The 23,101-nt window shown below is 52.2% G+C and carries 18 protein-coding genes, 1 tRNA gene and 3 pseudogenes; 10 read left to right on the forward strand and 12 right to left on the reverse strand.

The genetic code is table 11. The features are described from left to right. Window positions 1-32 precede the first annotated feature (32 nt). Window positions 33-872, forward strand: a complete 840-nt coding sequence (pyrF, locus tag HAV38_RS01495; protein ID WP_168051707.1) for an orotidine-5'-phosphate decarboxylase — start codon at window positions 33-35, stop codon at window positions 870-872. A gap of 16 nt (window positions 873-888) precedes the next feature. Here pyrF and HAV38_RS01500 read toward each other — a convergent pair whose 3' ends face one another. The 3 genes from HAV38_RS01500 to thiL form a co-directional block, all read right to left on the reverse strand. Next, complete coding sequence (locus HAV38_RS01500; RefSeq protein ID WP_168051709.1) at window positions 889-1,386, reverse strand: CinA family protein; 498 nt, start codon at window positions 1,384-1,386, stop codon at window positions 889-891. A 108-nt stretch (window positions 1,387-1,494) separates the two neighbouring features. Further along, window positions 1,495-2,145 (reverse strand): phosphatidylglycerophosphatase A family protein, encoded by a 651-nt coding sequence (locus tag HAV38_RS01505; RefSeq protein WP_168052014.1) that lies wholly within the window; start codon window positions 2,143-2,145, stop codon window positions 1,495-1,497. A 34-nt stretch (window positions 2,146-2,179) separates the two neighbouring features. After that, window positions 2,180-3,160: a thiamine-phosphate kinase gene (thiL, locus tag HAV38_RS01510; RefSeq protein WP_168051711.1), complete on the reverse strand. Its 981-nt coding sequence runs from the start codon at window positions 3,158-3,160 to the stop codon at window positions 2,180-2,182. 697 nt (window positions 3,161-3,857) lie between these two features. On the opposite strand from thiL, the gene HAV38_RS01515 reads away from it, so the two are divergent. The 3 genes and pseudogenes from HAV38_RS01515 to HAV38_RS01525 all read left to right on the forward strand — a co-directional run bounded on the left by HAV38_RS01515 (window position 3,858) and on the right by HAV38_RS01525 (window position 4,822). Further along, window positions 3,858-4,259 (forward strand): hypothetical protein, encoded by a 402-nt coding sequence (locus HAV38_RS01515; protein WP_168051713.1) that lies wholly within the window; start codon window positions 3,858-3,860, stop codon window positions 4,257-4,259. A 49-nt stretch (window positions 4,260-4,308) separates the two neighbouring features. After that, window positions 4,309-4,497: pseudogene (locus HAV38_RS01520) on the forward strand (type II toxin-antitoxin system RelE/ParE family toxin); the annotation flags it as partial. Further along, window positions 4,494-4,822, forward strand: a pseudogene (locus HAV38_RS01525) (addiction module antidote protein). The pseudogenes HAV38_RS01520 and HAV38_RS01525, both read left to right, overlap by 4 nt. A gap of 117 nt (window positions 4,823-4,939) precedes the next feature. Here HAV38_RS01525 and trmB read toward each other — a convergent pair. Both trmB and HAV38_RS01535 read right to left on the reverse strand, forming a co-directional pair. Beyond that, entirely contained in the window at window positions 4,940-5,647 is a 708-nt protein-coding gene (gene trmB, locus HAV38_RS01530) for a tRNA (guanosine(46)-N7)-methyltransferase TrmB (protein WP_168051715.1), read from the reverse strand. 144 nt (window positions 5,648-5,791) lie between these two features. After that, window positions 5,792-5,865, reverse strand: a tRNA-Gly gene (locus tag HAV38_RS01535). Window positions 5,866-6,236: 371 nt separating this feature from the next. Between HAV38_RS01535 and HAV38_RS01540 the strand changes: the two genes are divergently transcribed. After that, on the forward strand, window positions 6,237-6,422 hold the full coding sequence (locus HAV38_RS01540) for a hypothetical protein (RefSeq protein ID WP_168051717.1): 186 nt from the start codon (window positions 6,237-6,239) through the stop codon (window positions 6,420-6,422). Between the two features lie 206 nt (window positions 6,423-6,628). On the opposite strand, the gene HAV38_RS21750 is transcribed toward HAV38_RS01540, so the two are convergent. The 7 genes and pseudogenes from HAV38_RS21750 to HAV38_RS01570 form a co-directional block, all read right to left on the reverse strand. Continuing rightward, window positions 6,629-6,796: a hypothetical protein gene (locus HAV38_RS21750; protein ID WP_245182131.1), complete on the reverse strand. Its 168-nt coding sequence runs from the start codon at window positions 6,794-6,796 to the stop codon at window positions 6,629-6,631. 25 nt (window positions 6,797-6,821) lie between these two features. Beyond that, window positions 6,822-6,989, reverse strand: a complete 168-nt coding sequence (locus HAV38_RS22160; protein WP_311734858.1) for a type II toxin-antitoxin system PemK/MazF family toxin — start codon at window positions 6,987-6,989, stop codon at window positions 6,822-6,824. A gap of 584 nt (window positions 6,990-7,573) precedes the next feature. Further along, window positions 7,574-8,242 (reverse strand): hypothetical protein, encoded by a 669-nt coding sequence (locus tag HAV38_RS01550; RefSeq protein WP_168051719.1) that lies wholly within the window; start codon window positions 8,240-8,242, stop codon window positions 7,574-7,576. Window positions 8,243-8,729: 487 nt separating this feature from the next. Next, window positions 8,730-9,816, reverse strand: a pseudogene (locus HAV38_RS01555) (IS3 family transposase). Window positions 9,817-10,139: 323 nt separating this feature from the next. Further along, window positions 10,140-11,663: an efflux transporter outer membrane subunit gene (locus tag HAV38_RS01560; protein WP_168051721.1), complete on the reverse strand. Its 1,524-nt coding sequence runs from the start codon at window positions 11,661-11,663 to the stop codon at window positions 10,140-10,142. A gap of 1 nt (window position 11,664) precedes the next feature. Continuing rightward, window positions 11,665-14,844: an efflux RND transporter permease subunit gene (locus HAV38_RS01565; RefSeq protein WP_168051723.1), complete on the reverse strand. Its 3,180-nt coding sequence runs from the start codon at window positions 14,842-14,844 to the stop codon at window positions 11,665-11,667. A gap of 15 nt (window positions 14,845-14,859) precedes the next feature. Next, complete coding sequence (locus HAV38_RS01570; RefSeq protein WP_168051725.1) at window positions 14,860-16,092, reverse strand: efflux RND transporter periplasmic adaptor subunit; 1,233 nt, start codon at window positions 16,090-16,092, stop codon at window positions 14,860-14,862. Window positions 16,093-16,530: 438 nt separating this feature from the next. Here HAV38_RS01570 and HAV38_RS01575 point away from each other — a divergent pair, with 438 nt between their 5' ends. The 5 genes from HAV38_RS01575 to HAV38_RS01595 all read left to right on the forward strand — a co-directional run bounded on the left by HAV38_RS01575 (window position 16,531) and on the right by HAV38_RS01595 (window position 23,070). After that, window positions 16,531-17,697, forward strand: a complete 1,167-nt coding sequence (locus tag HAV38_RS01575; RefSeq protein ID WP_168051727.1) for an HPP family protein — start codon at window positions 16,531-16,533, stop codon at window positions 17,695-17,697. 144 nt (window positions 17,698-17,841) lie between these two features. Then, window positions 17,842-18,183, forward strand: a complete 342-nt coding sequence (locus tag HAV38_RS01580; protein WP_168051729.1) for an NUDIX domain-containing protein — start codon at window positions 17,842-17,844, stop codon at window positions 18,181-18,183. 10 nt (window positions 18,184-18,193) lie between these two features. Next, a complete protein-coding gene (locus HAV38_RS01585) occupies window positions 18,194-18,778 on the forward strand; it encodes an HAD family hydrolase (protein WP_168051731.1) in 585 nt (194 codons plus the stop codon). A 148-nt stretch (window positions 18,779-18,926) separates the two neighbouring features. Then, on the forward strand, window positions 18,927-19,787 hold the full coding sequence (locus HAV38_RS01590; protein ID WP_168051733.1) for an oxidoreductase: 861 nt from the start codon (window positions 18,927-18,929) through the stop codon (window positions 19,785-19,787). Window positions 19,788-20,847: 1,060 nt separating this feature from the next. Further along, complete coding sequence (locus HAV38_RS01595) at window positions 20,848-23,070, forward strand: DUF3300 domain-containing protein (RefSeq protein WP_168051735.1); 2,223 nt, start codon at window positions 20,848-20,850, stop codon at window positions 23,068-23,070. Window positions 23,071-23,101: the final 31 nt, after the last annotated feature.

Raw genomic sequence — 23,101 nt, forward strand, 5'->3', positions numbered from 1 at the left:
AATGGCGACATTCGTACTATTAAGGCTATACCGTGTCTTTCATTAATAAATTATCCGCCGCGTGGGCCACCAATAATTCGCTATTGTGCGTGGGCCTTGACCCCGACATTACCAAATTTCCACCGCATTTGCGTAACCAGCCCGCAGCAATTTTTACCTTCTGCAAGGCAATTATCGACGCAACCGCTGACACGGCGTGCGCGTTTAAGCCACAAATTGCCTATTTTTCGGCGTTACGGGCCGAAGACCAGCTCGAGGCGATTTGCGATTATATTCGCAACGCACATCCTACTATTCCTATCGTACTCGACGCCAAGCGCGGCGATATCGGCGCGACCGCAGAGCAATACGCCCGTGAAGCCTTTGAGCGCTACGGCGCCGACGCCGTGACGATGAGTCCCTACATGGGATGGGATTCAGTTGCTCCCTATCTGGAATGGAAAAACCGCGGCGCCATCATTTTGTGCCGCACCTCCAATCCCGGTGGGTCCGACCTGCAATTTCTGACAGTAGAGGGTAAGCCGCTCTATCAGCACGTTGCCCGTCTAGTCGCCGATAAATGGAACACCAACGGACAATGCGCGCTGGTAGTCGGGGCCACCTTCCCTGAAGAACTGGCGCAAGTCCGGAATATTATTGGCGATATGCCGCTGCTGGTGCCGGGAATCGGCGCGCAGGGCGGTGATATTCAGGCGACCGTGAATGCCGGTAAAACAGCAAACGGCACCGGCATGATGATCAACTCATCCCGTGCGATTCTGTATGCCAAACCAGACGAGGCAGCGGGAGAAGATTTTGCCGCCGCGGCCCGTCGTGTTGCGTTAGAGACGCGTGACGCGATTAATCGTTTCCGGGTCGGGGCTGTGGTTTAGACGTTTCCGGTTAGAATTATTTCAAAAAACGCAACAAACCTTGAAGCGAATGGGCGATAGTCTGTTCGCGTATGGCCCGTCGATTTCCATGAAAAACCAGACGTTCGGTATATGTCTGATGGCCTTGGGCCCAGCCAAAGCAGATGGTGCCAACGGGTTTGCCCGGCACCGCACCGCCGGGACCGGCAATCCCAGTTGTGGAAAGTGCAACATGTGCGCCACTATTGGCAAGCGCGCTTTCGGCCATGGCGGCAGCGATTTCTTCGCTCACCGCGCCGTGCTGGGCTAATAACGCTTCCGAGATATCGAGTAGTTCTGTCTTGGATGCGTTGGAATAGGTGACGAAACCACAATCAAACCATTCGGATGATCCAGCAATGTCAGTGATAGCTTGCGAGACGCCGCCGCCAGTACAGGATTCAGCGGTTGCGAGTAGCAAGCCCTTGGATTGTAACGCCCGACCGACTTGTGTCGCGAGGTCAACTAGTTGATCATTTTCGACGTTGGTATCCATTGTATGCTCCTGGTTTTTTGTCAGATCAATCGATACATACTGCCACTTGTAGCGGTCAGATGCAATCGATGTAGCAAATCAAATGTCGACCAAAGTTTTATCACGCGCCTAATAAACACGCCATAACGCAAAAACCAATAGCGTATAAAACGCTGCCAGAATGTCATCCCACATGACGCCGAACCCACCCTTGAAATGACGATCAAAATAAGCAATCGGCGGCGGTTTGACCATGTCAAAAAAGCGAAACACAATAAACGCCCAGAATTGGGTCCAAAACGGTGCCGGGGTGATCACCACCAGCACTAGCCAAAATGCAATGATCTCGTCCCAGACCATACTGCCGTGATCGGCAACCCCAAGATTGCGGCCCGTGCGCTGGCACGTCCAAATCCCTACGATGAAACCCGCAGCAATAATCACCAGCCAATTTAGTGGCGAAAAATATTGCGGCCAGCGCGTCGACAAAATCACAAAACTGAACCAACCAAACAACGTGCCGAAGGTGCCCGGCATGATCGGCGACAACCCGCTACCAAAACCCTGTGCGATAAAATGCGCCGGATGTGACAGCATGAAACCGGCGGTGGCTTTTACTTTTCGCGGGCGCTTGTCGGGGCTGGCAGGGCTAGCAACAGGGCTAGCGATAGCGCTAGCAGCGCTATCAGGTTTAATAGCGGTATCAATGACGGTATCAATAGCGGGTCTAGTATCTGGGCCATTAAGCGAATTATTATCAGGCTGATTTGGCGCAGCCATTGATGCAGGTGTCGGGATCATGTCGGGGATAAAGTCATGTTGTGCTGAAGTGATCAAAAGAAGTCAGTGGTAAGTTAAGCGCTGCGTCGTTGGCATCCACCAGATGCAGCCCCGGCAAGTCGACAATATAACCGATGCGGGTCACTGCAGTGTCGCACACGCGCCCCGCCGCCAGAACCGCCTCGCGCTTACTCGCGGGCGCGGTAAAACATAATTCATAATCATCGCCGCCAGCCAGCGCAAACTGGCGTTGCAACGTCTGCGGCTGATGCATCAAAACGGGCCCTAATGGCAAGCAATCCACCGACAACGTTGCACCAACGCCAGAGCGCTCTAAAATGTGCCCCAAGTCACCGACCAGGCCGTCAGAGATGTCAATCGCCGCGTGCGCAATCCCGCGCAATGCCAACCCCAGCGCTACACGCGGTGTCGGCTGATGCATACGCGTTGCAGCACGGGCGTGATCCTCACCGCTCAAGACCAGTTGATCGGCAAATTCACGGCGATATCCAGCCAACGCCAAGCGCGCATCGCCCAGCGTGCCAGAGACCCAGATATCGTCATCAACCTGCGCCGCGTCACGTCGCAGCGCTTGCCCCGGCAACGTTTCGCCAAAGATCGTGATGCAGATATTCAGCGGTCCTTTAGTCGTATCGCCGCCGATCAATTCGCAATCGTACGCATCGGCCAGCGCCAGCAAACCCTCAGCAAACGGTGCCAACCATTCCGCTCGCGCCTCCGGCAACGCAAGCGCCAGCGTAAATCCCAACGGTCGCGCGCCCATCGCCGCCAGATCGGACAGATTCACTGCCAGCGATTTATGTCCCAGCGTGTAAGGATCCACGTCAGCAAAGAAATGCCGACCGGCAACCAGCATGTCGGACGACACCGCCAACTGCATGCCAGCGGTCGGTATCAGCAACGCACAATCGTCCCCAACGCCCAGCGCAATCGGGCCGTCAGCGCGTGGCGCACGGGTGAAATAACGAGAGATAAGATCAAATTCTGAAAGCATGACCAGATTGTACCGAATGGCGCGATGGAAAGAGCAGGAATTCTGTCCGTTAATGTAGACAGGTGATGCGTGCGGCGTTTCTTCAGACTCCCATATGATAGCAATGGCAGCAAAAAATGCATGAAACTTAGCTAGGGCGTGTTCACCTATAAAGCGCTGTTAACCCATCCAATCAAAGCGTTACAGGCTTCGGCTTCGCTTCCATCGCCCACTACGCCCCATTCTTCCAAAAAAGTTTGCGCTCTGGGAAAATGTCCGCTATCGTTTGCTTGTCCCTGAAAAAAAGGGGAATGGGTTTGACAGCCTGAAAACACAAAAGCGCACAAACGGCTCAATGCCGTTTTCCATGTGCGTCTGCCTTCGTGCGCCCTTAATGGGCGGCGGTGGCAGGGAAGCCTTCGGGCTTGCTGGTTTTTTTTTGTGTACCAGTCTGTCAACCCTGTTATTTGCCGCCCACCCCATTTGACAGTGGGAGCGGTTTAACCGCACACAAAGAAAACACAATGCCTAACGTTTTGCCTTCCCTCGGCCGTTTACAAATAAACCCACGTCTCACGCGTCAATCCAATGCCTTGACAGCATTGCTGCCCATGTTTGAAACGGTCCCTTCTGATGGTCAGAAGAATGCCCTGAGGTATTGCCCTGAACTTGCGACGGATGTTTCCGTCGACCCGTCTGCATTAATCGGCGGTGCCGGATGACCAAGCCCCTCACACCACAGCATGGGCCAGTCATACCAAAAGCTAATCCCCATTTTCGCAGGATTGACCACGCACCGTATGAGATTGGCTTTCTGCTCAAAGCTATCGATGACGATGTTTCACCCCATGCACCAATCACCGACGAGCAAGCACTGGAAGCAGAAGCCATCGCCAGGCACGCAGACAACGCGCAAGAGGTTATTTTCCGCGGACTGGAAGCGATTGGCGAGGTCCTGTCTATTGCCGCGCTCAATGCAGAATCAACGGTGAACGGCAGCACCGTTTCCGCCATAGGGGAAATTATCCGACACCTGAGCGTCGAAGCCCAACTGATGCGCGACATGGGTGGCTTGATGACCGACACGGTAGCGGCCCACCAAAAAAGGCGTGCGCAGTGACTGAGGCCGCCGCCGCAGCAGCAGTCTACACCACAGCCGCGCTGCTCAAGACTGCGAACCAGTTGGCGAAGGAGTTTCTGAATTACGCGTTCATGTAGGTGCTGGATACCGCGCTTACTTTGGACAGCATGGAAAATCGATTGTGATCCTGCTTTGTGGAGGCGACAAAAGCTCGCAGTCCATGGATATCAGGCAGGCTAAAATGCGTTGGGTAGAATGGAAACGGAGGCAGGTATGACTAAATTAAAAGGGGTCATTTCACACCACGAACGAGAAATCCCTGAACTGAGCGCTGATCGCGAATTGACAGTGGAATATTTAAAAGCAGCAATGGCATCGCTGGATAATCCCGATGACCGTGCCGCTGGATTATTAGCACTTCGTACAGTGGCTGAAGCCTATGGCGGACTTGCCCTAGTTTCACAGAAGCCGGTATAAGCCGCGAGTCGTTGTATCGCGCTTTGTCGCCTAAAGGAAACCCAACTCTGAAAACGCTTCTCGCGGTTCTTAAGACGGTTGGACTAAGGTTGTCGGTTGAGTCCGAGCATCACGCACACGGTTGATAGGTTTAATTTATCACCTTTGGCAGTCGCAATGGCGAAGAGGGGGGCGATAACGAGAACAGCGGCGAGAGCAAAAAAGGGCCAGCAGCATTCACACTTCTGTAGACCCAGATTGTTCTAGACTTTGACGAACACCACATCCCACACGCCATGCCCAAGCTTGATACCGCGGTTTTCAAACTTGGTCACAGGCCGATAATCCGGCCGTGGCGCATAGCCTTCAGCGGTATTTTTAAGCGTTGGCTCGGCACTCAGCACCTCAAGAATTTGTTGCGCGTATTCTTCCCAATCGGTCGCGCAATGCAGATACCCGCCCGGCGCAATCCGCGACGCCAGCAAACTCACCAGCGGACCTTGCAACAAGCGACGTTTGTTATGTCGTGCCTTGTGCCAAGGATCAGGGAAGAACACATGCGCGCCAGCCAAAGAATTCGGCGCGATCATATGCGTCAATACTTCCACCGCGTCGTGCTGAATGATGCGTTGATTGGATAGCGATAATTCGCCGATCAGCTTCAACAAGCTGCCAACGCCCGGCGTATGCACTTCAACTCCAATAAAATTCTTCTCAGGCATCCCAGCAGAAATCTTCGCGCTGGTTTCGCCCATCCCAAACCCAATCTCAAAAATCGTTGGCGCAGAACGCTCAAACGTTTTATCCAGATCAAGCACCGCTTTTTCATAAGGCACACAAAACCGCGGCCCCAACTCCTCAATAGCCCGCCCTTGCGCAATCGACAACCGCCCCGCACGCGTGACAAAACTACGAATCCGGCGCTCGGTCGGATCATAAAAGAGAGGTTTTCTGGGTTGGTTTTCTGACATGCTGATCGGAGAGGAATAAGGTAAATAATGAAGAGCGGACGATGAAACTTCCATCATTCTGACCGAAAAGGCCGCAAAGCAGGCCAGAACAATACCATCCGCCAATAAAAAACGGCACCGCAAAGACAGGTGCCAATCGTAATCTGGAGCGGGTAAAGGGGATCGAACCCTTGTCTAGAGCTTGGGAAGCTCTCGTTCTGCCACTGAACTACACCCGCGATATGCGCATTTTACGCGGGTTTTGGTGGGGATTGGGGAATTGACTGGTGTTAGGTGTGATCGGGAATGTGATGGCTGGCTTTTTGGGAGTGTGGTCTCCTAGTTACCGTATTCCTGTTATTTAGTTAATTCATACCTTGGTATTTCCCTTTTCTGCTCGAAAACGCAGGGATAGTGGTGCCTCTCTCCCATAAAAGCCCCAGTCCGCCATACAATTTCCTTTTAGATGCAAATTTACATCTTTAGTAAATGGGCCGCGTAAGTCAATGATTTAAAAGAAATTTCGGGAAACGCCTTCGTGCGCTGGACGGCGGAGCGCTGGCTAAACCTTACGTTTTCTGCTCATCTTAAGATTCAGACAGGGTGTGTCATGCAACACGAAGAAATTAGTTCAGGAAAGCATTTGGCTCGTGAAGTTGGCGGGATTATTGCGATTCGCAGGAAGGCCAAGGGATTGACTCATGCACAACTATTCGAGCAAATGGCAATTGAAAAAACAATGAGCCGTTTAGAAACGGGCATATCTCACCATCATTGGCACGCCTTGAACAAATAGCGAAGCTATTAAAGTGCGAAATCAGCGATTTGCTGAACATCAGCTCACCGGATATCCATGATCAAGCACTGGCACTGATGAAACGCATGGAGGACTTGCAAAGCCGGTTGGCAATCCTCGGGGATGAACATTTGCCGAACCGCGTTGTTCGCGAAAGACCGAGTTCGACCGAGTTCCGATAATTTTCCAGCCGGAAGATTTTCTTGTTATTCTTCAAGATCAATCGCGGCCTGGAGTTCCCCTAGGGCTTCTTGAATAATATAAATTGGCGCTGTCTCGATTCGCTTGGCTGAGCGCTCGACCAAATCCACCATCCTGCATTGGCTTAAAATCACCGCACCTTGCGTTTGTGTGCCAGAATCCATCAACGTCACTGCCCAGCCTTACACGCGATCAAGGTTACCTCCTTGCGTAATCGCCGCTACCAAACAACGACCACCTCCGATTAAATTCTAAATTAGAAAGAACCAAGACGGGGCGTCTACCTTGCATTTCAGTCACTGGCGTTGGATCAAGAGTGATTAAAACAATGTCACCTTGATTAACTGCGCGGTTACGTGTGGTCATAAAGTCTCAGAACCAACTCTTGGCGCTGCGTCCCACTCTAAAAGGTCAGCAGGCATTGGCGCTGCAAAATCGCATTGCGCATTCAACTCGGATGCTTTGAAGCGTTTTTTTGTGGCTTTGGGAGTCAGGATAAACGTACCACCGCTTTTGGCATTGATGCTTACAGCTTGACCGTCTCGCAAATCATGTTCCCGCAAAAAAAGAGGCTTGAAAAATCAAGCCAGTCGAGTTTCCTATTTTCTTAAAAATAAGTTCCATTTCATCTCCTAAGGTAATACAACGTTATAGGATGTTTTGAGGTGTTGAAAAATGCATTACTTGGTTGTTTTCATTCTATGTATCCAGAGCATTTATTAAATCACCCCGGCCATTAGATCGGTCTCGGATAACTATTTTTTTACTTACAAAAAATAACAGATTCCTATGGTTAATTAAATGTCGACCGATAATAGTAATAAGGCCAAAACTTTATAGACCAGTTACAAGTATTGTATTATTAATTGTTCCGTGTTGTATCTGCTCGATAAACTTATCGGATATGCGGTCAGTAAAATACCAACTGTGCAACTGGGTCGGCGTCCGCCTTACCTATCGCCCGCCGGGGCAAGTGCAACAGGATCGCCTTCAGTTCGGGTCAAGTAGGTGAAGCTATTATCTGATGCGAGTTGGGCACGCAGTTCACATTGTAAAGTTCTTGCGAATTCAGTGTCCCGTATTATTCCCTCGGGTATTTCAGAAATATCAAAAACTTGAGTCATTGACCACTTATGTTTCAGCTCTCCGGCCTGATATAAGTTTGTAGCCAAAGTGCTCAACTCTTCGGCAGCGTTTTGGGCTAATCCTTTGAAAATCACCACGGAATCATGTTGACGTAGTAAATCTAGATTTCTCAGCACCTGCTTCTGATTATAAAGTTCGTGTGGTATCCCTTCCAGCAGGATAGTTTTATATTGATTCCAACACTCTTGCGGAATTTGCGGTGCCGCAATATTTCCCAATATATCAGGCTTTACTAAAGGAGAAATATCAAGCGTATCGCAGCCAATGTGGTTTCCCCAATGTCCTTCCCCCTCGAATAAGTTTATCGCAGTGCCACAGCCAACAACCAAGGTGTCCCGACTGAATGGGCGGACATGTAACGCTGCCCATGGATCATTGGGGCTTTTCAACTTATCCCCACTTTGGTTGCCCATTCTAGTTTTAATACTACGCACCAAAAGGTCTCCGGCCATTGAATGATGATTAACTTTCATGTGATATGTGCCTCTGAGTAATGTCACGTTGTTGAGGGGCGAATAACCTTAGATTGCCGGTTACCGCTTCCGATGCGCTGCTGTGTCAAATTATTATGAAACAACTTTTAGTTTGATTGCGAAACCAGCTTTGGAAGCCAAGTAGTCCCTAACAATTTATTGTGATAGATGGCGAACTTGGCCGGATGCGCTGCAGGACGAGCACTGGTAGCAGTGAGCAACGGTGCAGAACGGGACAGCGCAGCCAGATATCACAAGAAATTATTGGGCTCCTTAGGCATGGTAATGATCCCCGCGCGATTAACGCATTTGCTATGACATGGGGCCTATGTTTTAGTTGCATTGTCGCAACGATTGATTGTGATGAAGCGATGGGGAAAAGCAGCAAAGGGAGGTGCCAGATTTATCGATGTCAAATCGTTCGATATTTCCCGAAGCTGGGATGGAGGGTAATCCCCCCATTTTTAAGATGCGCTAAAAGTAGAGGTTAAGCGGCCAGTACCAGTTTCTGTTTTGGTGTGATGCCGCCCAGGCCCATATGAGGCCGATCATGATTGTAAGTCCATAGCCAGCTGGTAGCAAAATTTTGTACCTCATCAATCGATTCAAACAAATGATGGGCCAGCCAGTCATAGCGTACGGTCCTGTTATAACGTTCGACATACGCGTTTTGCTGCGGATTGCCAGGCTGGATGAACTCGATGCTGATGCCCCGCTTGGCGGCCCACGCCGATGTGACGGCACTGATATATTCCGGCCCGTTATCACAGCGGATGGCCTGGGCTTGCCGCGCCATTCGATGACTTGATCAAGCGCCCGGATCACCCGTTCCGAAGGCAACGAGAAATCGACTTCAATACATAACCCTTCACGGTTGAAGTCATCAATGACGTTAAACAACCGAATACTGCGTCCATCAGCGAGCTGGTCATGCATGAAGTCCATTGACCACATGTCATTGATCTTGGTGGGCACTGCCAATGCCAGCGGCACGTCGCGCACGATCCGCTGGCACGGCTTGATGCGCAGATTCAGCTCCAGAGCCCGGTAAATCCGGTAGACACGCTTATGGTTCCATTTGAAGCCTTTGACGTTGCGTAGATACAGAAAGCACAAACCGAACCCCCAATTACGCTGATTGCTCGTCAAACATACCAGCCAGTCGGCAATGACGGTGTTCTCAGAGGATAGCTTGGCGCAATAACGGTAACAGGTCTCACTGATGCCAAAGGCCTGACATACCACGCGAATCGTGACCAATCTGTTTACAACGGACCACTGCGCCATCTCTCTTCGTTTGGAGGGCGCTACCACTTTTTTGTTAGCGCCTCAGTAACGATATCTGCCTTCAACCGTTCCTCTGCGTACATCTTCTTTAGCCGCCGATTCTCATCTTCGAGTTCCTTCATCCGCGTCATCAGGGACGCATCCATGCCGCCAAATTTGGAGCGCCACTTATAGAAGGTGGCAGTGCTGATGCCATGTTCGCGGCACAGGTCCGGTGCAGGACTGCCAGCTTCGGCCTGTTTCAAAATCTGCAGGATCTGGCTATCGGTAAAGCGTAATGTCTTCATGTAAAAAATCCTTAAATTGCATTTGAGGAAATTCTACTTTTAAACGCTATCTTTTGGTGGGGGGATTACCTACGGAACGTATTACTGTCGAAAAATATCGGCAGGGGCGGAACATGCGGATAGGAGGGTGGAAAGCAGGGTGCGCAGAACTTAAAATTACGGAGATGGATTATTGCTTATCGAACGGCCTACGATATTGGACAGGGCCTTGGTTGTTTTAGGCTTAAAGCCAGGCCCACCGGACAGAGAACCATACCGGAAGAATCAGATAACTAATACCGAACCGATGAGATCGGTCGGGTAGTTTCATTGCAGGCTGTTACTTACTTTGCGTTGGAAGATCTGCCAGGCACCGCCATCGCATCAGCAGAGACATCCGTAGCATCGGCCGGACGCGGCTGATCACCCGTATGCTCAATCCATCCGCCGCCCAGATACTGATACAAATCGACCAGATTAGTCAGCCGTTGCAAGCGCGCAGTAATTAGCACCAACTGCGCGTTGTACAAATCGGTTTGTGCCGTTAGTACGCTCAGATAGTTGTCCACGCCATTGCGATAGCGCAAGTCGGATAATTCTAGTCGGCGGTTTTGCGTTTGCGTATAGCGTTCTAGCGACGCGATCTGGCTGTCGTAGGTGCCACGCGCGGCGAGGCCATCGGCTACTTCGCGGAATGCGCTCTGGATCACCTTTTGATAATTGGCGATGTCGATGCGTTTTTCTACTTGCGCCAGTTCGAGGTTAGCCGTGTTGGCGCCACCGCTAAATATCGGTAGCGAGATTTGCGGGGCGAATGACCACGCACGCGATCCTGCGCTAAACAATCCACCCAATGACGGTGACAAAGTGCCAAGTGTGCCGGTCAGTGAAATAGACGGGAAGAACGCTGCCCGCGCCGCGCCGATGTTGGCGTTGGCCCCAATCAGGGTTTGTTCGGCCGCCGCGATGTCGGGACGCCGTGTCAGCAGGTCGGAAGGAAGGCCGGTGGGGATGTTGGCCAGCAATTGCTGACTCTCCAGCGGCAGTCCCGCCGGAAGATCGTCCGGTAGCGGTTGTCCGACTAACAAAACCAGTGCGTTTTCGGCTTGCGCCCGAAGCCGCAGTTGCAATTGCAGACCGGCGGATGCTTGCTCCAAAATGCCTTGGGACTGACGTAAGTCAAGTTCCGATCCGGTCCCGGTGTCGAACTGCAATTTGCGGATTCGGTACGACTCTTGGGTATTGATCAAGGTATTACGGGTGACCGCTAACTGATCGTCATAAGCGAGCATGGTCAGGTATTGGGCTGCGACTGCGGACAATAGCGACATTTGTGCCGCTTTGCGCGCTTCGGCGGTGGATAGATATTGCGCTAGCGCCTGATCCTTAAGGCTGCGGATTCTGCCGAAGAAGTCGATTTCCCACGATGCGTTGAGCCCGACCGAATACGTGGTCGAGATCGTCTTGCCGGACGAGGACAGATCGAGTGGCGTGCGTGATCTGTTTTTGGTTGCGCTGGCACCTACCTCTGGAAATAGTCCGGCGCGCGTGACCTGATAACGCGCCTGTGCGGCCTCTACATTCAGCATTGATACGCGCAGGTCGCGATTGTTTTTTAGCGCGAGTTCTTCGATACTTTGCAGGCGCGGATCGGAGAAGAAGTTGCGCCAGCCTATATCGGCGGCGTTCTGGCCCTTGGCGCTACGACCATCGCTGGTCGCATTTGTGCCGTCCGGTTGCGCGTCGTACACGCCGCCGCTAGGGAAAGAGGTTGCGACCGGCGCATCAGGGCGGTGATAGGTTGGTTGCAATGAACAACCGGCCGCCAGGAGCGCGACCGCTGTCGCGATGAGAGAGTGTTTGCGCATTTTAGCGTCCCTCTCTGACTGCATTAACCGCACTAACGTCGCCGTTATCGGACGGTGGGGGAGTCGATTTGTCTTTGTTTTTACCCTTGCCGATGCTGCTGACTACGACAAAGAACATCGGGATCATAAAAATCGCAAGGAAGGTCGCGGTCAACATCCCACCGATCACGCCGGTGCCAATCGCATGCTGGCTGGCCGAACCTGCGCCGTTACTAAGCGCAAGTGGCAGCACGCCTAGAATAAAGGCGAGCGATGTCATCAAAATCGGGCGTAAGCGCAGGCGCGCTGCTTCGATGGCAGCCTCGACCGTGCTCATTCCCTGCGCCCTCAAGTCGCGGGCGAACTCGACAATCAGAATCGCATTTTTCGCCGAGAGTCCTACGGTCGTTAATAATCCAACCTGGAAGAAAACGTCGTTTTCCAGTCCGCGCAAGGCCACCGCAGTCAGTGCGCCCAATATCCCGAGCGGTACCACCATGATGACCGAGAACGGAATCGACCAACTTTCATACAGTGCAGCGAGGCTCAAAAAGACGACCAAAATCGAGATCGCATACAGTAATGGTGCTTGCGATCCAGACTGACGCTCTTGTTTGGACAGACCCGTCCACTCGTAACCGATGCCCGCCGGTAGTTTGGCGGCGATTGCTTCCATCGCTTCCATAGCCTGCCCCGTAGATTTACCCGGTGCTGCCGCACCCTGTATTTCAACGGACGAAATACCGTTATAGCGCTCTAATTTAGGCGAACCGTACACCCATGATCCGGTGGCGAACGACGTGAACGGCACCATGCCGCCGGAGGCATTGCGGACGTACCATTTGTTGATATCTTCCGGGCTCATACGGAACGGGGCGTCGCCTTGCACGAATACTTTCTTGATACGGTTATCAGTATCAAGGAAGTTATTCACGTACGACGCGCCCCATGCGATGGAGAAAGTCTGGTCGATATCAGCCGCTGCGACACCCAGCGCATTAGCTTTTTCACGATCAATATTGACCTTGAACTGCGGCGTATCGCTCAAACCGTTAGGGCGCACCAGCGCCAGCGTCGGGTCTTTTGCCGCCATGCCGAGAAGTATGTCGCGCGCTTCCATCAACTTTGCGTGGCCGACCCCTGCCTGATCCACTAGTTGCATGTCAAAGCCAGACGCTGTGCCGAGCTCTGGTATGGACGGTGGACTGACCGGAATGATGGTCGCGTCTTTATAGGTGCTGTAGTGCTTGAACATCCGGGTAACCAGTGCCTGGACCTTTTGGTCGGCTGCCTGACGATCTTTATAATCCTTCATCTGGACGAATATCAGGCCAGAGTTTTGACCGCGCGCTGCGAAGCTAAAACCATTGAGTGAAAAGGTCGCGTTGACAACGCTTTTTTCGTCCGTCAGCAAATAATGCGTGACATCGGCAATTACCTTGGCAGTGCGTTCCTGCGTAGAACCCGTAGGCGTTTGCACCAGTACGAACATCGTACCTTGATCTTCATTGGGCAAAAAGGATTTAGGCATTTTGACGAACAATATCCCGACTGCGACCATGATGACAGCGTAGATAATCAGCCAGCGACCTGAGCGCTGGATAACGTGCGTGACGCTGCGATGATACTTTTGCTGGCTTTTGTTGAAAGTGCGGTTAAACCAGCCAAAGAAACCGGTCTTTTCTTCATGGTGACCTTGCGGGATCGGCTTAAGCAGTGTGGCGCACAACGCTGGCGTCAGGATCAGCGCGACCAGCACGGACAAGACCATCGCCGCCACAATCGTTAGTGAAAACTGTCGATAAATCGCACCGACCGAACCGCTGGAAAATGCTACCGGCACGAATACTGCCGATAACACCAACGCTACACCGATCAACGCGCCGGTAATCTGGCTCATTGCTTTGCGCGTCGCATCGCGCGGTGATAGCCCTTCTTCGGCCATGATGCGCTCGACGTTTTCCACCACCACAATCGCATCGTCCACCAGCAGTCCGATGGCTAGCACCAGACCGAACATCGAGAGCACGTTGATCGAGAACCCGGCCACCGACATAATCGCGAAGGTGCCGAGCAGCACAACCGGTACCGCTATAGTAGGGATCAGCGTGGCGCGCAGATTTTGTAAAAACAGGTACATCACCAGAAACACCAGCACGATACCTTCAAGCAATGTCTTGAATACTTCTTCGATGGATAACTTGACGAACGGCGTCGTGTCATACGGATACTTGACCGCCATGCCTGCGGGAAAAAACTTCGACAATTGATCGATCTTGGCCCGCACCGCGTTTGCCGTGTTCAGCGCGTTGGCACCCGTTGCAAGCTGGATACCAAAGCCAGCGGTTGGCTGACCTTTGTATTTGGTATCAAAGTTATAATTTTCGGCACCAAGTTCAACGCGTGCAACGTCTTTTATCCGCACTTGCGACCCGTCGGCGTTGACCTTAAGCAGTACGTCGCCGAATTGTTCGGGTGTCTGTAATAGGGTGGACTGGGTGATCGTTGCCTGCAACATTTGGCCAGGGACTGACGGTGTACCACCAAGACTGCCAGCTGCGATCTGTACGTTCTGGGCGGTGATCGCGCTCTTGACGTCAAGTGGGGTCAGCGCAAAGTTGTTCAGCTTGTTGGCGTCAAGCCAGATGCGCATGGCGTATTGCGAGCCAAAAAGTTGCACGGTGCCAACGCCATCGATGCGGCTGATTTGATCCTGCACCTTCGATGCGACGTAGTTGGTCAGGTCATTGCGCGCCATGCTGCCGTCTTCAGATACGAACGCCATCGCCAACAGAAAACTACTACTGGATTTGGTGACTTTGGTACCGTTTTGCTGCACGGCTTGCGGCAGCAGTGGGGTGGCAAGTTGTAGCTTGTTTTGCACCTGCACCTGCGCGATATCTGCGTTGGTGCCGGGGGCAAATGTCAGCGTGATCACGGCGCTGCCGGAATCATCGCTGGAAGATGACAGGTAAAGCAAATGATCCAGACCGCTCATCTGCTGCTCAATTACCTGCGTGACGGTACTTTCAACGGTACTTGCCGATGCGCCAGCATAATTGGCACTAATCTGAATGGCGGGCGGTGCAATTGTTGGATATTGCGCGATGGGTAAGTTAAATACCGACGCCAATCCTGCCAACATCAAAATGATAGCGATCACCCACGCAAAAATCGGGCGATCAATGAAGAAATTTGCCATGAAGCTGGCTCCTTATTATTTCGCGCCGGATGCAGCAGGGGCGGAAGCCGTCCCTTGCGCGCCGCTGGCATTGTTCGGGCCAGTTGCGGCAGGAGCAGACGCTGCCGGTGCTGGCAGCGTGGTTGGGACTGTTTTGACGACCGTGCCGGGCTTGGCTTTGTCAACCCCGTTAACCACCACACGGTCACCGGGAACGAGGCCGCTCTCGACTACCCAATTGCTACCGTAGGTGCCAGAGGTAACCAGTACATGTCGGACGACCTTGTTGTCAGGACCGACTACTAGCGCAATGGCTTGTCCCTTGGCGTCATGCAATACGCCGATTTGAGGCACGATCAATGCTTTGTCGTTGACGCCTTCGTCAATCGTCGCGTGTACAAACATGCCAGGCAGCAATACGCGGTCTTTGTTCGGAAAAATTGCCCGGACCGTGACCGAACCTGTGCTGGTGTTAACGCTCACATCCGAAAACTGCAACTTGCCAGTTTCTGTGTACGGACGGCCATCTTCGAGCACGAGGGTGACTTTTGCAGCATTCGCGCCACTGGTCTGCAGACGTCCTTCCTGTATCTGGCGGCGTAGTTTGAGTCCATCGACGCTGGATTGCGCCATGTCGACATACGCCGGGTCGAGTTGCTGCACGGTGGTAAGCAACGTGGCTTGACTAGCTTGCACATATGCGCCCGGGGTCACCTGCGATAAACCGGTGCGGCCCGAGACTGGTGAGGTGACATCTGTATAACTAAGATTGATCGCTGCCGTATCAAGCAACGCCTTGCCGGACGCGACATCGGCAGCGGCCTGACCTTGCGTGGCAACCGCATTGTCATAATCCTGTTTGCTGATCGCGTTACCGGCAACAAGTATTTTGTAGCGTGCAATCTGGGCATTTTGTGACACCAGATTGGCCTGCGCCTTGGCAAGAGTCGCTTTCGCCGTGTTCAGCGCAGCGATGTACGGAGCGGGATCGATTTTGTACAAACGCTGACCGGCCTTGACCTCGGCGCCTTCGGTAAATTCACGACGCAGTACGATGCCATCGACCCGTGAGCGCACCTGCGCGACCAAAAACGCACTGGTACGTCCCGGCAATTCACTCGTGACCGGCACGGATGAGCGCTGAACAGTAAACACGCCTACTTCGGGCGTTGGCGGTGGCGAAGGTGGTGGTTTTTGTCCGCAGGCTGCGAGAAGCGCAGCGATAGAAGCGGTACTAAATAAGCGGAGGGCAGACCATTTGACGCGCATGAGCCGTCCTTTGTTGACTACAAAAAAAGAGGGGATATCGGCTCAGGAATTGCGCACGCGGTGGGCAACAGGCCGATGGCGGTAATTGTACAAGGTTTCCGTTTTTATTATTTCCGCTGGGAATTAATGGAAAAAAGGGTGAAAAGCGCCATTTTTTTTTACTAATAAAAATAGGAATGGATGCGCAGCCGCGATAGCGCCTGCCGCCGCCCGATTTGGTTGATCGCCCGGATTTAAAGTTTGTGCCGCATACGCTAAGGTTGCCTAAGTCGTTTTGAATGCCTTTCCCCAAAATTTCCGAAGCTTGCCAATGCTAATTTCAATGCGTATTGGTAAAACAAACACGCAAATTAATATATCGTAATGTGGTATATTCGCAAAAAAATAGCTGCAACTAAGCAATTGACGCGGGTAAATTCTCAATACGATAAGCAAGTCATGATCAGAAAAAAAATTAGCTGGCTTTGGGATATTCTCACGCGTTTTGACTCGGTGGATCGTTTTGAACGGATGCGCGCCTGCGCCGGTGCGTTGATCGGCATCACGCTGACGGGCGCTTGCAGCATTTTGATGCTGGGACATTCTGTCGGTGCGTTATGGCTCATCGCACCGATGGGTGCATCGGCGGTGTTGTTGTTTGCGGTCCCAGCGAGCCCTTTAGCGCAACCATGGTCAATTGTCGGCGGTAATCTTTGCGCCGGCTTGATCGGCGTTACCTGCGCCAAGCTGATTGGCGAACCAGTGTTAGCTGCCGGGCTTGCAGCCGGACTCGCGATAGGCGCGATGTTTTGGTTGCGCTGCCTGCATCCGCCGAGCGGCGCCGTGGCGCTGACAGCGGTGTTGGGTGGCCCGGCTATTCATCAATTAGGCTATCATTTTCTGCTGGTGCCGGTCGGCCTGAATACATTTTTGCTTTTGTTGACGGCGATATTATTCAACAACGCCACCGGACGGCGTTATCCCCATATCGCGTTCAAGGATCACAGTAACCAGCACGCGTTGAAAGACGTCGAACCGACCGCGAGAGTCGGGTTTACACCCGAGGATCTGGACATCGTGCTGAGTCGCTATAACCAGGTGCTGGATATTAGTAGAGGCGATCTGGAAAATATTTTTCTAGAGACCGAGATGGAGGTACATCGCCGTCGATTTGGCATTGTCAGTTGCAAAGATTTGATGTCGCGAGATGTTGTCAGTGTGGATTTTGGTACGGATTTATTAACTGCATGGAACCTGCTGGAGGTGCACCGATTGACTGCTATTCCGGTGGTGGGTCGGGGCAAACATGTAGTAGGAATTCTGACGAAAGCCGATTTCATAAAACCCATTCGCCTGCAAAATTACGCGCAACTCGGCAAAAAACTCAGGCAACTGTTACGCAACGTGCCACGCGCGCATTCGAACAAGCCTGAAGTCGTCGGGCAAATTATGTACAAGGACGTCACAGTGGCCCGGGAAGATCAGGCGATAGTGGAATTAGTGCCGCTGATGTCCGATCGTGGATTGCATTCGATTCCTGTGGTGGATGACGACGGACGACTGGTCGGCATGCTGACGCAATCCGATCTTATCGCGGGTTTGTATAAGAGCCATTTGCAGGCTTGAATTGATACGTTCAGTCCAAATTATTAGCCGGTTTCAAGCGCCTCTATTCAGAGGCGAATTTTCTCATCCTCATCGACGTCATCTGACGTGTCTGTGGTTTATCTTCTTTGTGCCCGAATTCTCAAGCGTGACCGGCGCTACTTAATGCGTAGGTATTTTCGATTGCCTTTCCCCCCGAAAGATCGGGAGTCTCCCGAAGAGGGCGTCATACGCGAAGTAATGGAGGAGACGGGGTATCGTGCAGGCGTAGAAAGACTGGTTGGCATTTACTCTGCACCTTTCAAGTCCGATCTGGTCATTTCTTTTGCTTGCACGATTTTAGGCAGGGCCAATTGGGTACCCAATGAAGAAATTGTCCACGTTGGATTTTTTCTGCTCAACGAACTGCCGACGCCAATCAAAAATAACACGCGTGTCCGTATTGCCGATGCGAGCGAAGGTAAGATCGGCGTCTGCAGGACCTTTCGCATTGAAGAGCATGGTTGAGTCGCCCGCCATGCCAAATCTCGTTTGTTTTGATCTTGGAAATGTGCTTGTCAGGCTACGGCCTTCGATGCGTTCCGTGGTGCGCCGAGAGGATCAACCACAACTCGCTGCGTTGCTGAATCAGTACTGCCTCGGGAATATCAGTTCTCCAGATTTTTTTGCGCAACTCGGATTGTTTTTTCCCTTAAATACAGACCCGGCAACGCTACGGCAACGATTTGTGAAGAACAGATTACTGGGGCTGTATAAGGGTGCCAGTACGTTACTTTGTGAGTTACACGATCAGGCGGTTCCGGTGGCGCTTCTGTCTAATATTAATGAAGCCCATTGGGATTGTCTAAAGTCGCTGCGTGCTTTAAATCAATGTCATTACAGGTTGCTATCCTTTCGGTTGCGATGCCAAAAACCGGATGATAAAATATTTCGATGTCTCGAAAATATTTCTGGCTATTCCGGAAACCAGATAATATTTTTTGACGATTTGATGGAAAATATTCAGGCCGCGCGAAGGAGAGGCTGGTGTGCTTGGAAAGTCGATCCCGATACATCAATTGAGGGGATCAGAGAACGACTGCACGATCTGAATGTGCTTTAAGGCTGGTCGCGTCATGGTCGAGGGTGTCCGCGTTTAGTGCTGCGTTTGCCGAACCATGTGCCTGCCAAACAGTATTGCGACGATGCACTATACTAATGTTAAGGTGCGGTCACCACATACCGTACCATTGCCCAAACAAAGGAATGCAATGAGCGCACAAACTCTCTCTACAGAAACACCCGTCTGGTTCATTACTGGTTGTTCAACCGGCTTCGGTCGTGAGCTGGCGTTACAAGTACTTGCCCGTGGCTGGCGGGTTGTCGTTACCGCGCGTGACAGGGCGCGCGTCGCTGATTTGGTTGCTGGCGTCGGTGATCGGGCGTTGGCGCTTGCGCTGGATGTCACTGATGCGGCCCAGGTTACTGCCGCGGTGAAAGCCGCCCAAGACCACTTTGGTGTAATCGACGTTTTGGTCAACAATGCCGGTTATGGTTATCAATCCTCAGTCGAAGAGGGTAAGGAGGAAGAAATTCGCGCCCAATTTGATGCAAACGTATTCGGACTGTTTGCGATCACGCGTGCAGTATTGCCCATTATGCGCGCCCGCCGTAAAGGGCATATTCTGAACATTACATCCGTGGCTGGCAAGGTCGGCTTTCCGGGTTCAGGATATTATGCCGCCAGCAAACACGCAGTGGAAGGCTGGTCGGATTCTTTGGCTGCGGAGGTTGTGCCGCTCGGCATCAAAGTTACTTGCATTGAGCCGGGGCCGTTCCGTACCGACTGGGCAGGCCGCTCCTTAAAGCAAACGCCGAATCTGATTGCTGATTATGCCGACACCGCGGGTGTACGTCTGCAGGGCACTTCAGCGGGCAGCGGCGACCAGCCGGGCGATCCTGAACGGGCGGCGGCAGCGATGATTCTGGTGACGGAAGCAGAAAATCCACCGCAGCATCTGGTGCTCGGCGCGTTCGGTATCGATGCTGTGACCAAAAAACTTAAGGATGGATTAGCGCAAATTGAAGCATGGCACGATATTAGCCTTGGTACTGACTTTCCGAAGGTGTAATACTTGAAATGCGGAATGGTTTGAACGATGTAAATGTTGTTTTGATACAATTTTGCATTGGACTGATGCTCCGGTTTAAATCCGTTTTAGCGCCCTGCAGCCGGTTGGTCCCAGGGCGCCCTTCCTCCAGATATTCCAACCAGCTTTCTTTATTGAAATACGGAAAATTGCCAGCATTATCGCCTTTTTTTCTATGAGGTTCATAATATGATGTCGTTCATGACATCGCGGTAGGAGTAAAAATGCACATGCCCCAAGAACCTCCCCCAGACGAGACTCCCCTCCCTGTACCGGTACCGGAGACTCCGCCGCCAGTAAAGGACCCCATCCCAGGTGATATCCGCGTTCCGATTCGGGACCCTGTTCCCGAGAGTGATTCACCATAACCTATGCGGACGAGGTACTAGCGCAGAGTTGATCGGCCCTTGGATGTGTTGGTAGGCGTGCCGTTGTTTGCGCCGGTCTGGCGAATTGAGGATCGGCGCACGCTTGCTCCGCCGAAACCTGTAATTGTTAATACCTTTTACCCGTTTTTAATTGATTATTGCGAGGTTAACGATGGCGATTATTCGAGTTTCTCCGACTGAAATAACGGTCGATGACATAACGTATGTGTTTGATACGGCTTACGCCGCGGATGCGTTTGAAGCTTGCGTGGCAATAACCGATGTACCTTATTGCGTAGATGAATTTCCTCCCGTAAGCGTCAGGAAGAGCAAATAATTATCACCGGATGCGTGGCTTGCATCCCTCATTGGTTTTTGGTTTTTCTCCCTTTCCAGGGCGGCGGTAGACGACTTGTCTACCGTCACTGGCGCAGGGCAACGACCTCAGTCAAGGGAAAAAACGTCGGTTTTACACGTTAACTTTCGATTGTGGCAGCCAAAAGCGATAGCCGTGAGGGGGGCACGTTATGCTTCGAAGCGCGCGTGTATCGCGGAAGTGCGTAGGGGAGAGGCTTCAGAGATTGCAATAGTTTGTAACCTATAAATATAACTACAATGTTACATGCTAATTTGCAGCAATCAAAACCACTCATCACGATAATTGTGAGCGTAATATGTCCAATCGCACCCAGACAATCTCTTTAATGCTTAGTACTGCTTTGTGCGTGGCGATATTGCCGCTGACTGGTTGCAACAAAATCAAGGCATCCGATCAGCCTTCCCGGGATGCAACATCGATAAAGGCGGCTTATGCGCCGCCGACGGCAGAACAGTTATATCAAATGGTAGGTCCGATTGCATTATTTCCCGATAAGTTGGTAGCGCAGGTTCTTGCGGGTTCGACCTATCCCGACCAGATTACGCGTGCTGATGGCTGGTTAGCGCAAAATAAGGCCTTGAAGGGCGCGCAATTGGTCGCTGCCACAAATCAACAGCCTTGGGACGTTAGCATAAAAAGTTTGACCACGTTCCCTGAGGTGCTGAGCCAGATGGCGCAAAATATTCAGTGGACCTCGGCATTGGGTGCGGCTTACGTCAACGATCCGATTGATGTGATGAATGCCATACAAGTCATGCGTCAGCGTGCAGCCAGTAGCGGAAATTTAAAGACCTCCAAACATCAAAAAATAGCGGTGGTCTCACGTGGCAGCAATACGTCGCCAAATGACTATGTTCTGCAGGCCAGGGAGCCGCGTGTATATTCCGGTCCGCAGATAATTGCCGCGCCGCCCGATATGATTATGATTGAGCCGATGGAACCGGACTACGTGTACGTGCCGACTTATAACCCACGCGTGGTATATGGCGAACCGATCGCATACTATCCCGGCTATCGATATGAGCCGTCGCGGCCCACTTACAGTACAAGCGAGATTGTCACGACCGGTGCGATTTCATTTGGAATCGGTGTTGCGGTCGGCACGGTAATTAGTAATTCCAATTGGGGCTGGAACTCCTGGGGCATGCAGTGGGGCGGGCACAGAGGGCATGATGGTGATGACCGCACCGATCGCGGTCGTGGTCGTGATGATGGCGGTCCGGATCGCGGTGTCTGGCAACGGCCCGCTGTTGTTTATAACAACTCGACTTATGTATCGCGCTCTACTACGATCGTTAATCGGGTGACTAATAACGTCAACAATACCAACATTAATAATACTAATAACATCGCTATTTTCAATAATAATTCTGTCAATAGCGCCAATAACAGCAACGGCATAAATAACCGGAATAACGTAACAAATAATGTCGTTCCGCCGCCGGATGGTAACAGGGTGCAAGCGAATGTTGGGCCTTCTAATGCTGTAGTGAATGGTAATAATGTGGCGCGTCCAAATTTTTCTGCTCAAAATCAGCCAGAGATAGATCATGCAGCGCGCAGAAACGAGGGTGCGCGTGGGACCGGAGAGCCTGTTTTCAATAATATGAATCGTGCCCAGCCGACTCAAAACAACATGGGATTGGCTCCGCCCGTTGCAGCGCCACCCAATTTTAATAGCATGAGCAAGCCTAATTTTGCGCATATGGCCCCGGCGGCTGGCGCGCCAGCACCTCAGCATAATATTATGCAGCAGAATTCTGCGCTTATAGGGGGCGGAGTGCAGGGCATCGCTCCGATGAGTCCTGCCGATTCGGGCGCGCCACGTCAAAATCAAGAGCGTCTAGAGAACAATCGGCAAAACAGGCCCGGATACGGCGGTCAGGCGCAATCAGATATGACGCGTCCTTCGAGTGCTGCCCCGGCAGCGCCTCAGGATCAGTCGCACACGCAGCAACAAGGGCGTCCTCAGCCGCAAAATCAACCGCAACCCCACGTTCAGCCGCAGCTACAGCCGCAGGTACAGCAAGAGCAACGTGCTCAGGCCCAGCAGCAAGAGCGTGTTCACGCCCAGCAACAGGAACGTGCACAGGCCCAGCAACAGGAACGTGCGCGGGCACAACAGCAAGAACGGGCGCGGGCACAACAGCAAGAACGGGCGCAGATGCAGCAGCAACAGCAGCAACAGCAGCAACAGCAGCAACAGCAGCAACAGCAGCAACAGCAGCAACAGCAGCAACAGCAGCAGGCACAACAACAGCACGCTCAGCAACAACAGGAGCGAGCCCAAGTCCAGGCTCAAGCCCAAGTTCAGGCTCAAGCCCAAGTTCAGGCCCAAGCTCAAGCTCAGGCTCGGGCTCAGGCTCAAGCTCAAGCTAGACCGCCAACGCCGCAGCAAGAGCGGCCCCAACAGCAAGCGCAACCACGACCACCGACACAGTCGCAGCAAACGCCAAATCACCAGGACCACGGTGGTGGTCGTCCGCATGACAAAAAGGATGAGGGCAAGCACGAGTGACGTACTTAATCAGCTACCAGACAGTTCCTTT

This window comes from Glaciimonas immobilis (assembly GCF_011947285.1).
Classification (GTDB): Bacteria; Pseudomonadota; Gammaproteobacteria; order Burkholderiales; family Burkholderiaceae_D; genus Glaciimonas; species Glaciimonas immobilis.

Bases quoted from the DNA above. Each gene is read 5' to 3' on its own strand.
- HAV38_RS01500 (WP_168051709.1), bottom strand. From the start codon at position 1,386: ATGGATACCAACGTCGAAAATGATCAACTAGTTGACCTCGCGACACAA.
- HAV38_RS01505 (WP_168052014.1), bottom strand. From the start codon at position 2,145: ATGGCTGCGCCAAATCAGCCTGATAATAATTCGCTTAATGGCCCAGAT.
- thiL (WP_168051711.1), bottom strand. From the start codon at position 3,160: ATGCTTTCAGAATTTGATCTTATCTCTCGTTATTTCACCCGTGCGCCA.
- HAV38_RS01515 (WP_168051713.1), top strand. From the start codon at position 3,858: ATGACCAAGCCCCTCACACCACAGCATGGGCCAGTCATACCAAAAGCT.
- trmB (WP_168051715.1), bottom strand. From the start codon at position 5,647: ATGTCAGAAAACCAACCCAGAAAACCTCTCTTTTATGATCCGACCGAG.
- HAV38_RS01540 (WP_168051717.1), top strand. From the start codon at position 6,237: ATGCAACACGAAGAAATTAGTTCAGGAAAGCATTTGGCTCGTGAAGTT.
- HAV38_RS22160 (WP_311734858.1), bottom strand. From the start codon at position 6,989: ATGACCACACGTAACCGCGCAGTTAATCAAGGTGACATTGTTTTAATC.
- HAV38_RS01550 (WP_168051719.1), bottom strand. From the start codon at position 8,242: ATGAAAGTTAATCATCATTCAATGGCCGGAGACCTTTTGGTGCGTAGT.
- HAV38_RS01560 (WP_168051721.1), bottom strand. From the start codon at position 11,663: ATGCGCAAACACTCTCTCATCGCGACAGCGGTCGCGCTCCTGGCGGCC.
- HAV38_RS01565 (WP_168051723.1), bottom strand. From the start codon at position 14,844: ATGGCAAATTTCTTCATTGATCGCCCGATTTTTGCGTGGGTGATCGCT.
- HAV38_RS01570 (WP_168051725.1), bottom strand. From the start codon at position 16,092: ATGCGCGTCAAATGGTCTGCCCTCCGCTTATTTAGTACCGCTTCTATC.
- HAV38_RS01575 (WP_168051727.1), top strand. From the start codon at position 16,531: ATGATCAGAAAAAAAATTAGCTGGCTTTGGGATATTCTCACGCGTTTT.
- HAV38_RS01580 (WP_168051729.1), top strand. From the start codon at position 17,842: ATGCGTAGGTATTTTCGATTGCCTTTCCCCCCGAAAGATCGGGAGTCT.
- HAV38_RS01585 (WP_168051731.1), top strand. From the start codon at position 18,194: ATGCCAAATCTCGTTTGTTTTGATCTTGGAAATGTGCTTGTCAGGCTA.
- HAV38_RS01590 (WP_168051733.1), top strand. From the start codon at position 18,927: ATGAGCGCACAAACTCTCTCTACAGAAACACCCGTCTGGTTCATTACT.
- HAV38_RS01595 (WP_168051735.1), top strand. From the start codon at position 20,848: ATGTCCAATCGCACCCAGACAATCTCTTTAATGCTTAGTACTGCTTTG.